Source organism: Mycobacterium sp. E183, assembly GCF_001667735.1.
In the GTDB taxonomy this organism is placed as follows: domain Bacteria; phylum Actinomycetota; class Actinomycetes; order Mycobacteriales; family Mycobacteriaceae; genus Mycobacterium.
In genome coordinates, this window is sequence record NZ_LZJN01000117.1 from 25,381 (window position 1) to 38,201 (window position 12,821).

Annotated in this window: 13 protein-coding genes; 12 read left to right on the forward strand and 1 reads right to left on the reverse strand. The window is 69.1% G+C overall.

Annotation, left to right across the window (positions count from 1 at the left end; all coding sequences use genetic code 11):
* Window positions 1–166 precede the first annotated feature (166 nt).
* The 4 genes from A5691_RS12530 (at window position 167) to manA (ending at window position 4,468) form a co-directional block, all read left to right on the forward strand.
* Complete coding sequence (locus tag A5691_RS12530; protein WP_197498888.1) at window positions 167–616, forward strand: DUF3499 domain-containing protein; 450 nt, start codon at window positions 167–169, stop codon at window positions 614–616.
* Window positions 617–738: 122 nt separating this feature from the next.
* Complete coding sequence (locus tag A5691_RS12535) at window positions 739–2,136, forward strand: phosphomannomutase/phosphoglucomutase (RefSeq protein WP_068019055.1); 1,398 nt, start codon at window positions 739–741, stop codon at window positions 2,134–2,136.
* Entirely contained in the window at window positions 2,133–3,233 is a 1,101-nt protein-coding gene (locus A5691_RS12540) for a TobH protein (protein WP_068266613.1), read from the forward strand. Before A5691_RS12535 ends, A5691_RS12540 begins: the two co-directional genes overlap by 4 nt.
* An 8-nt stretch (window positions 3,234–3,241) precedes the next feature.
* The gene (manA, locus tag A5691_RS12545; protein ID WP_067759007.1) at window positions 3,242–4,468 is read left to right on the forward strand and encodes a mannose-6-phosphate isomerase, class I; all 1,227 of its coding nucleotides are present in this window, start codon (window positions 3,242–3,244) and stop codon (window positions 4,466–4,468) included.
* Here the strand turns inward: manA and A5691_RS12550 are convergent.
* Window positions 4,446–5,828 carry an NAD(P)/FAD-dependent oxidoreductase gene (locus A5691_RS12550; RefSeq protein WP_197505037.1) on the reverse strand — a complete coding sequence of 461 codons (1,383 nt, stop codon included), beginning with the start codon at window positions 5,826–5,828 and terminating at the stop codon, window positions 4,446–4,448. The two genes, manA and A5691_RS12550, sit on opposite strands and share 23 nt — an antisense overlap.
* A gap of 101 nt (window positions 5,829–5,929) precedes the next feature.
* Between A5691_RS12550 and A5691_RS12555 the strand changes: the two genes are divergently transcribed.
* From A5691_RS12555 to mtrA, 8 genes are all read left to right on the forward strand, one after another.
* Window positions 5,930–7,438, forward strand: coding sequence for an APC family permease (locus tag A5691_RS12555; RefSeq protein ID WP_067759012.1), 1,509 nt, complete (start codon window positions 5,930–5,932; stop codon window positions 7,436–7,438).
* A 100-nt stretch (window positions 7,439–7,538) separates the two neighbouring features.
* The gene (locus tag A5691_RS12560; protein WP_068019056.1) at window positions 7,539–8,780 is read left to right on the forward strand and encodes an alkane 1-monooxygenase; all 1,242 of its coding nucleotides are present in this window, start codon (window positions 7,539–7,541) and stop codon (window positions 8,778–8,780) included.
* Window positions 8,777–8,950 (forward strand): rubredoxin, encoded by a 174-nt coding sequence (locus tag A5691_RS12565; RefSeq protein ID WP_067781571.1) that lies wholly within the window; start codon window positions 8,777–8,779, stop codon window positions 8,948–8,950. Before A5691_RS12560 ends, A5691_RS12565 begins: the two co-directional genes overlap by 4 nt.
* The gene (locus A5691_RS12570) at window positions 8,947–9,129 is read left to right on the forward strand and encodes a rubredoxin (protein WP_067759022.1); all 183 of its coding nucleotides are present in this window, start codon (window positions 8,947–8,949) and stop codon (window positions 9,127–9,129) included. The genes A5691_RS12565 and A5691_RS12570 overlap by 4 nt, the downstream gene beginning before the upstream one ends.
* A gap of 14 nt (window positions 9,130–9,143) precedes the next feature.
* Window positions 9,144–9,776, forward strand: a complete 633-nt coding sequence (locus A5691_RS12575) for a TetR family transcriptional regulator (RefSeq protein WP_067759081.1) — start codon at window positions 9,144–9,146, stop codon at window positions 9,774–9,776.
* 101 nt (window positions 9,777–9,877) lie between these two features.
* Window positions 9,878–11,350: an adenosylhomocysteinase gene (gene ahcY / locus A5691_RS12580; protein WP_067759025.1), complete on the forward strand. Its 1,473-nt coding sequence runs from the start codon at window positions 9,878–9,880 to the stop codon at window positions 11,348–11,350.
* 64 nt (window positions 11,351–11,414) lie between these two features.
* Complete coding sequence (locus tag A5691_RS12585) at window positions 11,415–12,047, forward strand: dTMP kinase (RefSeq protein WP_068019059.1); 633 nt, start codon at window positions 11,415–11,417, stop codon at window positions 12,045–12,047.
* An 80-nt stretch (window positions 12,048–12,127) separates the two neighbouring features.
* Complete coding sequence (mtrA, locus tag A5691_RS12590; RefSeq protein WP_007168097.1) at window positions 12,128–12,814, forward strand: two-component system response regulator MtrA; 687 nt, start codon at window positions 12,128–12,130, stop codon at window positions 12,812–12,814.
* The last annotated feature ends 7 nt before the right edge of the window (window positions 12,815–12,821 follow it).

The window sequence follows — 12,821 nt, forward strand, 5'->3', positions numbered from 1 at the left end:
CCCCGGCGGGAGGACCGGTGGGAAGCGAATCGGCCCTGGGGCCGATCCCTCCGCGGGAAGCTGCGCGAATCGCCCACGCGCCGATGGTAACGGTTGAACATCGGGGGCCCGCCGGTTGCGCGTGTCCGGCGCTTCACCGGCGTTTGCGCACGATAGCCTTTCGCTCGTGAACGTTCCCCGTCGCTGTTGCCGGCCCGGGTGTCCGCACTACGCCGTGGCGACCTTGACGTTCGTCTACTCGGACTCGACGGCAGTGGTGGGGCCACTCGCGACCGCGCGGGAGCCGCATTCGTGGGACCTGTGCGTCGGCCATGCCGGCCGGATCACCGCACCCCGCGGATGGGATCTCGTGCGCCACGCCGGTCCCCTGCATGCTGAGCCCACGCACCCCGACGAGGACGACCTGGTCGCCCTCGCCGACGCGGTGCGCGAAGGCGGCCAGGTCGAGCGCGCCGTGCCCTATGGCGGCACCGGCACGCCCCTGAACGGCTTCGCGGACCCGCACATTCATCACGGCGGGGCCACCGCGCCAAGCAGCAGTGTGCTGGCGCCACCCGAGCATCGGTCGGGCCGGCGCCGCGGACACCTGCGGGTGTTGCCCGACCCCAAGGACTAGCCGTTCGGGTGTGGCGCGCGGCCCCCGCGCACCGCTGCGGCCCGTGTTTCCCTGGGGCCGATAGGCTGACGGCCAAGAGGCGAAGGAACGCGAACCCTTTCAAGGCGTCAGGAGGCCCCCGCATGTCTCGGCTCGCCGCGACCGTGCACCGCGTCGTCAAGGCTTACGACGTGCGGGGGTTGGTCGGCGAAGAACTCGACGAGCCGCTGGTCACCGCCTTGGGCGCGGCGTTCGCCAAGCTGATGCGCGACGAGGGCGCCCGGCAGGTGGTGATCGGTTACGACATGCGGGACAGTTCGCCCACGCTGGCCGCGGCCTTCGCTTCCGGTGTGACGGGCCAGGGCCTGGACGTGGTCCGCATCGGTCTGGCCTCCACGGATCAGCTCTACTTCGCCTCCGGGTTGCTGGACTGCCCGGGCGCGATGTTCACCGCGAGCCACAACCCGGCGGCCTACAACGGCATCAAGTTGTGCCGGGCGGCCGCGAAGCCGGTCGGCGCCGACAGCGGCCTGCGCACCGTCAGCGAGTCCGTGATCGCCGGGGTCGAGCGCTATGACGGACAGCCCGGAACCGTGAGCGACCGCGACGTGCTGGACGACTACGGGAAGTTTCTGCGCTCGCTGGTCAGCACCTCGGGGCTGCGCCCCCTGCGGGTGGCGGTGGACGCGGGCAACGGCATGGCCGGCCTCACCGCGCCCGCGGTGCTCGGGGCGATCGACTCGATCACGTTGCTGCCGTTGTACTTCGAGCTCGACGGCTCGTTCCCCAATCACGAGGCCAACCCGCTCGACCCGGCCAACCTGGTGGACCTGCAGGCCTACGTCCGCGAGACGGGCGCCGATATCGGTTTGGCCTTCGACGGGGACGCCGACCGCTGCTTCGTCGTCGACGAACGCGGCCGGCCGGTGTCCCCCTCGACCGTGACCAGCCTGGTCGCCGCGCGCGAGTTGAGCCGGGAGATCGGCGCCACCATCATCCACAACGTGATCACGTCCCGGGCGGTGCCGGAGTTGGTCACCGAGCGCGGCGGCACACCGCTGCGCTCGCGCGTCGGGCACTCCTATATCAAGGCGATGATGGCCGACACCGGCGCCATCTTCGGCGGCGAGCATTCGGCGCACTATTACTTCCGCGACTTCTGGGGCGCGGACTCCGGGATGCTGGCGGCGCTGTACGTGCTGGCGGCCCTGGGCGAGCAGGACCGGCCGCTGTCGGAGCTGACCGCCGACTACCAGCGCTACGAGTCGTCAGGCGAGATCAACTTCACCGTGGCGGACGCCGCGCTGTGCACCGAGGCGGTGCTGAAGTCCTTCGGCAGCCGCATCCACGCGATCGACCACGTGGACGGCGTGACGGTCGACCTCGGCGACGGCAGCTGGTTCAACCTGCGCAGCTCCAACACCGAGCCGTTGCTGCGGCTCAACGTCGAGGCGCGCAGCACCGACGACGTAGACGCGGTGGTCGCGCAGATCAGCGCTCAGATCCAGGCGCAGTCGGCGCCCGCCGGGGCCGCGCCGTGAACACCGTCCGGGCGATCGATCTCGAAGACACCGAGGGCCTGCTCGCCGCCGACCGGGACGGCCTGCTGCGCTCCGCGTCGTCGGCGGGCGCGCAGGTGCGCGCGATCGCCGCGGCCGTCGACGAGGGTGCCCTGGATCCGCTGCGGGCCGACGACCGGCCGCGCAGCCTGATCTGGGTCGCCGGCCGCGGGACCGCCGACAACGCCGGCGCGATGGTCGCGGCGACGGTGGCCGGAGCGGCCTCCGAGCCAATCACGCTGACCGCCGAGGTACCGCCGTGGATCGGCCCGCTCGACGTGCTGATCGTCGCGGGCGACGATCCCGGCGATCCGGCGCTGGTCACCGCGGCCGCCACCGGGGTGCGCCGCGGGGCGCGGGTCGTCGTCGTCGCGCCGTACGAGGGTCCGCTGCGGGACGCCACCGCCGGCCGCGCGGCGGTGCTGGCGCCGCGGCTTCCGATCCCCGACGAGTTCGGGTTGTGCCGCTACCTGGCCGCCGCCCTGGCGGTGGTGCAGGCGGTCGACCAGCGACCCAGCGTCGACCTGCGGGCGCTGGCCGACGAGCTGGCCGCCGAGGCGCTGCGCAACAGTGCGGCCCGCGAGCTGTTCACCAACCCGGCCAAGACGATTGCCGCGCGCATCGCCGATCGGCAGGTGGCGCTGGCCGGCGACTGCGCCGCGACGCTCGCGCTGGCCCGGCACGGCAGTTCCGTCCTGCTGCGGATCGCCCACCAGGTGGTTGCCGCGACCGGGCTGTCGGATGCCGTCGTCGCGCTGCGGGCCGGGGTCTCCGGCGGCTTCGCCGATCCCGCCGACGCGCTCTTCCACGACGAACAGATCGACGGGCCGCTGCCGCGGCGGCTGCTGGTGCTGGCCCTCACGTTGTCCGCCGAGCAGACCATCGTGGCGGCCCGGACCGCCGGGCTCGACGACGTGTACCTGCTCGCCGCCGAGGACGTGCCCGACGGTCCCGGCGGCTCTGCCGGGTCGACGGTCGCGCCCGCGTTGGGCGGCGCCATCAGCGCCGAGCAGCAACTGGCAGTATTGGCCGTTCGACTGGAGATGGCCGCGGTTTACGCGCGCCTGGCGCGGGGATAGATAACACAGTGGAACTGCTTCGCGGGGCCTTACGCACGTACGCCTGGGGATCGCGTACCGCCATCGCCGAATTCACCGGGCGGACGGTCCCGGCTGCCCATCCGGAGGCCGAACTCTGGTTCGGGGCGCATCCGGGCGACCCTGCCTGGCTGGAAACGGACGCCGGCGAGATCTCGTTGCTCGACGCGCTGGTCGCCGACCCGGAAGGCCAGCTGGGCCCCGGGGCCCGCGCCCGGTTCGGCGACGTGCTGCCGTTCCTGGTCAAGGTGCTCGCGGCCGACGAGCCGCTGTCGCTGCAGGCCCACCCGAGCGCGGCGCAGGCGGCCGAGGGTTACCTGCGGGAGGAGCGGCTGGGCATTCCGCTGAACTCGCCGGTCCGCAACTATCGCGACACCTCGCACAAGCCCGAATTGCTGGTGGCGCTGCAGCCATTCGAGGCGCTCGCCGGATTCCGGCAGGCCTCCCGCACGGTCGAGTTGCTGCGGGCGCTGTCCGTCTCCGACCTCGACCCCTTCATCGACCTGCTCAACGACCAGTCCGACGCCGATGGCCTGCGCGCGCTGTTCACCACCTGGATCACCGCGCCGCAGCCTGACATCGACGTGCTGGTGCCCGCGGTGCTGGACGGCGCCATCCAGTACATCAGCTCCGGGGCAACGGAATTCGCCGGCGAGGTCAAGACGGTGCTGGAGCTCGGGGAACGCTACCCCGGCGACGCCGGGGTGCTGGCCGCGCTGTTGCTGAACCGCATCACGCTGGCCCCGGGCGAGGCGATCTTCGTGTCGGCCGGCAGCCTGCACACCTACCTGCGCGGTTTCGCCCTGGAGGTGATGGCCAACTCCGACAACGTGTTACGCGGCGGCCTGACCCCCAAGCACGTCGACGTCCCCGAACTGCTACGGGTGCTCGACTTCACCCCGACCACCGAGGAACAGGTGCGCCCCCACGTGCGCCGCGAGGGCTTCGGCCTGATCTACGAGACTCCGGCCGAGGAATTCGCGGTCGCGCTGCTGGAGCTCGACGGCGACTACCTGGGCCACGAGGTCGACGCCTCGTGCAGCCACGAGGGTCCGCAGATCCTGCTGTGCACCGAGGGGTGCACGACGGTGCACGGCAAGTCCGGGTCGCTGACGCTGCAGCGGGGGATGGCCGCCTGGGTGGCGGCCGACGACGCCCCGATCCGGCTGGTCGCGCGCGAGCCCACCAAGCTGTTCAGGGCGACCGTAGGGCTGTAGGGGTGCGCCGGCGATCGCCACGGGCGGCCTGACGGCGTTCGCCCAGCCACAGCCGCAGATTGTGGGCGATCGTGCGGCCGACGATGCGCGGCGGCGGGACCATGTAGAGGCTGTCGAGCAGCGAGAACCGGCGCAAAAACCATTCGGCCAGAACGGGATCGGTCTCGGCGGCCCCGAGGAACTGGTCGAACAGCGCGCCCGAGGGCCGCCACCACCAGGGAATGGGCCCCTTGGTCTCGGCGTGGTGGAAGGTGACGTCGCCGATGGCGTTCATCGTCCACACCGGGAAGGTCGACTTGGCGGTGGCCCGACTGAGTTCGGCGGCCAGCTGGTCGTCGGGCAGTTTCAGCGCGCGACGCAGATGGCCGGCCTGCAGCGAGGTCATCGTCATGCCCTGCCCGAAGGTGGGGTTGAAGCTGGCCACGGCGTCGCCGAGGGGGATGATGCCGGCGGGGAAGCGGTCCAGCTTGTCGTAGCGGCGCCACTTGCTGGCCGGAAAGGCGTGGAACGCCGGCTCGCCGATGGGATCGGCCTGCTTCAGCGCCGCGTTGACGTGGGGCGGGACCAGCTCCTCGGCCAGTTCCAGCATCTCCGGAAACGTCTGCGGCGGCTTGACGTTCGCCACCCCGAACGTCGTCAGCACCCAGGTGCCGTCCTCGTAGCAGAGCATGCCGAGCCCCAGCGACTTGTCGTGCGACGCGCCGGCGACCACTACCTTCTCCGCTATCAAGCCGTCCGGGATGCGAAATTGCTGGGTCGCGTAGTAGATGCCGATGTCGAGGAGGTCTTCCCGCGGGCGCTCGTAGCCCCACTGCGTCAGCCACGTCGGCAGCCGGGTGCCCCTGCCTGCCGCGTCGACGACGAGGTCGGCCGCGACGAATTCCGGATCCTCGCCGTCGACGGGATCCAGCAGCACCCCGGTCACCCGCTGGCGCGCCGGGTCGAACCGCGGTTCGGCCACCGAGCGCCGCACCATCGTGACGTTGTCCGTGTTGCGGACGCGTTTGCGCAGCTGCCACTCCAGGTGCGGCCGGCTGGGCACGTACGCGGTGAATTCGTCACGCAGTGTGTGTCCGGTGCCGAGCACGTGGCCCGCGGCGCCGAGATGAATGCAGTCGGGCCGGTTCTCCAGCATGGGCACGCCCGCGGCCACCATGTCTTCCAGCAGCCCGGGGAAAAGGCTCTCGAACTCCATTGCGCCGCGGGCCATCAGCATGTGCAGGTGCCGGTCCTGCGGAACGGTCGCCCGGCTCGACGGTGTGCTCGGCAACTCGTCGCGCTCGTAGACCGTGACCCGGGAGAACGCATCCGAGAGCACCTGCGCGGCGCACAGCCCGGCGATGCTGCCGCCGATGACCACCGCATGGTCCCTGGTGTTTGCTTTGGTGTCCGCCATCTCGGCAGAGTACCCAGTACTGTGACGGACCAATGGGTCCCCTTCGTAGAGGGAAAGGGCGACGGATGGCCAACCGATGGCGCATGAAGTCGGTCGAACAATCGATCGCCGACACCGACGAGCCAGACACCCGGTTACGCAAGGAATTGACCTGGTTGGACCTGGTCGTCTTCGGGGTTGCCGTGGTGATCGGCGCCGGTATCTTCACCGTCACCGCGTCGACGACCGGTGACATCACCGGCCCGGCGATCTGGATCTCGTTCGTGATCGCGGCGGTCACGTGCGCGCTGGCGGCGCTGTGTTACGCCGAGTTCGCCTCCACGCTGCCGGTCGCCGGCAGCGCCTACACGTTCTCCTACGCCACCTTCGGGGAGTTCCTCGCCTGGATCATCGGCTGGAACCTGCTGCTCGAGTTGGCGATCGGCGCCGCGGTCGTGGCCAAGGGCTGGTCGAGCTACCTGGGCAACGTGTTCGGGTTTGCCGGCGGCACAACGCAGCTCGGTTCGGTCAGCCTGGACTGGGGCGCGCTGCTGATCGTCACCGGGGTTGCCGTGCTGATCGCCCTGGGCACCAAGCTGTCGTCGCGGTTCTCCGCGGTGATCACCGGCATCAAAGTGTCGGTGGTGCTGCTGGTCGTCGTCGTCGGCGCCTTCTACATCAAGGGCTCCAACTATTCGCCGTTCATCCCCAAGCCGGAGGCGGGGCACGAGGCGTCGGGCGTCAACCAGTCGGTGCTGTCGCTGATGACCGGGGCGCACAGCAGCCACTACGGCTGGTACGGGGTGCTGGCGGGAGCGTCGATCGTGTTCTTCGCGTTCATCGGGTTCGACATCGTCGCGACCATGGCCGAGGAGACCAAGCGGCCCCAGCGCGACGTTCCGCGGGGCATCCTGGCGTCGCTGGCGATCGTGACCGTGCTCTACGTGGCGGTCTCGGTGGTGCTGTCCGGGATGGTCTCCTACACCCAGCTCAAGACCATGCCCGGCCACAAGCCGGCCAACCTCGCCACGGCGTTCACCGCGAACGGCATCCATTGGGCCAGCAAGATCATCGCGATCGGGGCGCTGGCCGGATTGACCACCGTGGTGATGGTGCTGATGCTCGGCCAATGCCGCGTGCTGTTCGCGATGGCGCGCGACGGCTTGCTGCCGCGCCAGTTGGCGAAGACCGGCTCCCACGGCACCCCGGTCCGGATCACCGTGCTCGTCGCGGTGGTGGTGGCCGCGACGGCCTCGGTGTTCCCGATCGCCAAGCTCGAGGAGATGGTCAACGTCGGCACGCTGTTCGCGTTCGTCCTGGTCTCGGCCGGCGTGATGGTGTTGCGCCGCACCCGCCCGGACCTGGAGCGGGGCTTCCGCGCCCCGTGGGTGCCGGTCCTGCCGATCGCGTCGATCGCCGCGTGCGTCTGGCTGATGGTCAACCTGACTGCGCTGACCTGGGTGCGGTTCGGCGTCTGGCTGGCGGTCGGCACCGCGATCTATGTCGGCTACGGCTATCGGCACTCCGTGCAGGGCCGCCGCGAGGCGGAGGGCGTCGCACCGCCCGCCCGGGCCGAGCCCGACGCCGTGCCCTAGCGAATCCGTTTACAAAAGCACCTCTTGTGTCTAGACACGAGACGCTGATGGCGATATTGTCAATCTCCAACGTGGTGTGACTCACAAGGAGGTTTGGCATATGACCACACTCGAACGGCAGGCAGACGCCGAGGCGGTGGAGCCGCCCGTCTGGCGGGACAAGAAGCGACGCCTCTGGCTGATGGGACTGATCGCCCCGACGGCGCTCTTCGTGATGCTGCCGATCGTCTGGGGGCTCAACCAGCTCGGCTGGCACGCCGCCGCGCAGGCGCCGCTGTGGATCGGGCCGATCCTCGTCTACGTGCTGCTGCCGATCCTCGACCTGCGCTTTGGGCCCGACGGGCAGAACCCGCCCGACGAGGCGATGGAGCAGCTGGAGAACGACAAGTACTACCGCTACTGCACCTACATCTTCATCCCGTTCCAGTACCTCAGCGTGGTCTTCGGCGCGTACCTGTTCACCGCCTCCAACCTGAGCTGGCTGGGCTATGACGGCGCGCTGGGCTGGGCGGGCAAGCTGGGCGTGGCGCTGTCGGTCGGCGTCCTCGGCGGCGTCGGCATCAACACCGCCCACGAAATGGGCCACAAGAAGGACTCGCTGGAGCGGTGGCTGTCCAAGATCACCCTGGCGCAGACCTGCTACGGCCACTTCTACATCGAGCACAACCGCGGCCACCACGTGCGGGTGTCCACGCCCGAGGACCCCGCGTCGGCCCGTTTCGGGGAGACCTTCTGGGAGTTCCTGCCGCGCAGCGTGTTCGGCAGCCTGCGCTCGTCGCTGCGGCTGGAGGCCCAGCGCCTGCGCCGGCTGGACAAGAACCCGTGGAACCCCGCGACGTACCTGTCCAACGACGTGCTCAACGCGTGGCTGCTGTCGATCGTGTTGTGGGGCGTGCTGATCGCGGTCTTCGGCCCGGCGCTCATCCCGTTCGTCATCATCCAGGCCGTCTTCGGCTTCAGCCTGCTCGAGGCGGTCAACTACCTGGAGCATTACGGGCTGCTGCGGCAGAAGAACGCTAGCGGTCGCTACGAGCGGTGCGCACCGGTGCACAGCTGGAACTCCGACCACGTCGTCACCAACTTGTTCCTGTACCACCTGCAGCGGCACAGCGATCACCACGCCAACCCGACGCGGCGTTACCAGACGCTGCGCAGCATGGCGGGCGCGCCCAACCTGCCCAGCGGGTACGCGTCGATGATCTCGCTGACCTACGTCCCGCCGCTGTGGCGCAAGGTGATGGACCACCGGGTGCTCGAACACTACGACGGCGACATCACCAAGGTGAACATCCACCCGCGGGTGCGTAAGCGGGTGCTGGCCCGCTACGGGGTGAGGGCATGAGCGCCTACCGCTGCCCGGGCTGCGACTACATCTACGACGAGGCGAAAGGCGCTCCGCGGGAAGGCTTTCCCGCGGGCACGCCCTTCGCCGAGATTCCCGACGACTGGTGCTGCCCCGACTGTTCGGTGCGCGAAAAGATCGATTTCCAGGAGACAGGAGCCATCCGATGACCGATTACAAGCTCTTCATCTGCGTGCAGTGCGGATTCGAATACGACGAGGCCAAGGGCTGGCCGGAGGACGGCATCGCGCCCGGGACCCGCTGGGACGACATCCCCGAAGACTGGAGCTGCCCGGACTGCGGCGCGGCGAAATCCGACTTCGAGATGGTCGAGATAGCCCGGGCGTGATCGGCACCAACGGCATGGCCGAAGCGGCTATTGTCGCGCCTGTGAAGCGGATGCCCTACCCCGAGGCGTCGCGCGCCCTGCTGCGCGACTCGGTGCTGGACGCGATGCGCGAGCTGCTGCTGACCCGCGACTGGTCCGCCATCACGCTCTCGGACGTGGCCCGCGCCGCGGGCATCAGCCGGCAGACCATCTACAACGAGTTCGGGTCGCGGCAGGGTCTGGCGCAGGGTTACGCCCTGCGCCTGGCCGACCGGCTGGTCGACGCCGTCCATACCGCCATCGTCGCCAACGTCGGCAAGATCTACGAGGCGTTCCTGCAGGGCTTTCGGGCCTTCTTCGCGGAGTCGGCGGCGGACCCGCTGGTGATCTCGCTGCTGACCGGGGTCGCCAAGCCGGACCTGCTGCAGATCATCACCACCGACAGCGGGCCCATCATCACCCGGGCGTCGGAACGGCTGAGCACGGCGTTCACCCAGAGCTGGGTGGCCACCAGCGACGAGGATGCCGGCGTGCTGGCGCGGGCCATCGTGCGGCTGGCGATGAGCTACGTCTCGATGCCGCCCGAGGCCGACCATGACGTGGCGGCGGACCTCGCGCGGCTGATGACGCCGTTCGCCGAGCGTCACGGCGTCGTCAACGTCCCCTGACGACGGCCGGCGCCTGGGCCGCCGACTACAGTGGCGCAAGAGCGTATACCTAAGCTAAGTAATCCTCTTTCGAACCAAGCCGCAGAAGGAATGGAACTTTAATGACGACGACTGAAAGTTCGCTGACCGCCGACGTCCGCAACGGCATCGACTTCAAGGTCGCCGACCTGTCGCTCGCGGACTACGGTCGCCGGGACATCGAGCTCTCCGAGCAGGAGATGCCAGGTCTGATGTCGCTGCGCCGCGAATACGCCGACGTGCAGCCGCTCAAGGGGGCGCGGATCTCGGGCTCGCTGCACATGACGGTGCAGACCGCGGTCCTCATCGAGACCCTCGTTTCGCTGGGCGCGCAGGTCCGCTGGGCGTCGTGCAACATCTTCTCCACCCAGGACCACGCCGCCGCCGCGGTGGTCGTCGGCCCGTACGGCACGCCCGAGGAGCCCAAGGGTGTTCCGGTGTTCGCCTGGAAGGGCGAGACGCTGGAGGAGTACTGGTGGGCCGCCGAGCAGATGCTGACCTGGCCCGACGAGCCGGCCAATATGATCCTCGACGACGGCGGTGACGCCACCATGCTGGTGCTGCGCGGCGCGCAATACGAGAAGGCCGGCGTGGTGCCGCCCGCCGAGGAGGACGACCCCACCGAATGGAAGGTCTTCCTGGAGCTGCTGCGCAACCGCTTCGAGACCGACAAGGACAAGTGGACCAAGATCTCCGAGTCGGTCAAGGGTGTCACCGAGGAGACCACCACCGGCGTGCTGCGCCTGTACCAGTTCGCCGCGGCCGGTGACCTGGCGTTCCCGGCGATCAATGTCAACGACTCGGTGACCAAGTCCAAGTTCGACAACAAGTACGGCTGCCGGCACTCGCTGATCGACGGGATCAACCGCGGCACCGACGTGCTGATCGGCGGCAAGAAGGTGCTGGTCTGCGGCTACGGCGACGTCGGCAAGGGCTGCGCCGACTCGGTCAAGGGTCAGGGCGCGCGCGTCGTCGTCACGGAGATCGACCCGATCAACGCGCTGCAGGCCCTGATGGAGGGCTACGACGTCGAGACGGTCGAGGACGCGATCGGGACGGCGGACATCGTCATCACCGCCACCGGCAACAAGGACATCATCACCCTCGAGCACATGAAGGCGATGAAGGACTACGCCGTCCTCGGCAACATCGGGCACTTCGACAACGAGATCCAGGTCGCCCAGCTGGAGCGCTCCGGCGCGACCAAGACCAACATCCGGCCGCAGGTCGATGTGTGGACGTTCCCCGACAGCGGCAAGTCGATCATCCTGCTCTCCGAGGGCCGGCTGCTGAACCTGGGCAACGCCACCGGCCACCCGTCGTTCGTGATGAGCAACAGCTTCTCCAACCAGGTGATCGCGCAGATCGAGCTGTGGACCAAGAACGACGAGTACGACAACGAGGTGTACCGGCTGCCCAAGCACCTCGACGAGAAGGTGGCCCGCATCCACGTGGAGGCGCTCGGCGGAAAGCTGACCAAGCTGACCAAGGAGCAGGCCGAGTACATCGGCGTCGACGTCGACGGTCCCTACAAGGCCGACCACTACCGCTACTGAGTCATTGCTGGCCCGCCGAGCGTCGCGCCAGCGCGGCGTTCGGCGTCGCGCTTAGGCTGGCGCCGTGCTGATCGCGATCGAAGGGGTTGACGGCGCGGGCAAGCGGACGCTGTCCGACGGCTTGCGCAGGGCTTTCGAGGCGACCGGGAAGTCGGTGGCGATCATGGCCTTCCCCCGCTACGGGAAATCGGTGACCGCCGACGTCGCGGCCGAGGCCCTGCACGGCGACCACGGGGACCTGTCGTCGTCGGTCTACGGGATGGCGATGCTGTTCGCGCTCGACCGGGCGGGCGCCGTCGACGACATCGAGGCGTTGCGCCGCGACCACGACGTCGTGATCCTGGATCGCTACGTCGCCTCGAACGCGGCCTACAGCGCCGCGCGCCTGCACCAGGACGCGGGCGGGCCGGCGGTCGAGTGGGTGCGGCGGCTGGAATATGAGCGGCTGGGCCTGCCGTCGCCCGACTGGCAGTTGCTGCTCGGAGTGCCGGTCGAGCTCGCCGCGCGGCGCGCCCGGCACCGGGCCGAGCACGAGCCGGGGCGGGCCCGGGACAGCTACGAACGCGACGACGGCCTCCAGCGGCGCACCGGCGCCGTCTACGCCGGACTCGCCGAAGCGGACTGGGGCGGCCCGTGGCTGGTGGTCGACGCGGACGTCGATCCTGGCCGGTTGGCCGTCTCTTTGGACGCCGGTTAGCACAATTTGGTCTCGATTCGCCCTTATCGGGGAAGAAACACCCGTGTGGTGTCCGAGTTTTGTCCCGATCTGGTGACACCATGGACTCCATGAGGCAAAGGATTCTCGTCGTCGATGACGACGCTTCGCTGGCCGAGATGCTCACCATCGTGTTGCGTGGGGAGGGTTTCGACACCGCGGTCATCGGTGACGGCACCCAGGCCCTGACTGCGGTGCGCGAACTGCGCCCCGATCTGGTGTTGTTGGACCTGATGCTGCCGGGCATGAATGGCATCGACGTCTGTCGCGTGCTGCGCGCCGATTCGGGCGTCCCGATCGTGATGCTCACGGCCAAGACCGACACCGTGGACGTGGTCCTCGGCCTCGAGTCGGGTGCCGACGACTACATCATGAAGCCGTTCAAGCCCAAGGAGCTGGTGGCCCGGGTGCGGGCGCGGCTGCGGCGCAACGACGACGAGCCGGCCGAGATGCTGTCCATCGCCGACGTGGAGATCGACGTGCCGGCCCACAAGGTGACGCGCAACGGCGAGCAGATCTCCCTGACGCCGCTCGAGTTCGACCTGCTGGTCGCGTTGGCGCGCAAACCGCGGCAGGTGTTTACTCGTGATGTGCTGCTCGAACAGGTGTGGGGCTACCGGCACCCGGCGGACACCCGCCTGGTGAACGTGCATGTCCAGCGTCTGCGGGCCAAGGTTGAGAAGGACCCGGAGAACCCGACCGTGGTGCTGACCGTTCGAGGAGTGGGATACAAGGCCGGACCTCCGTGATCCGGGA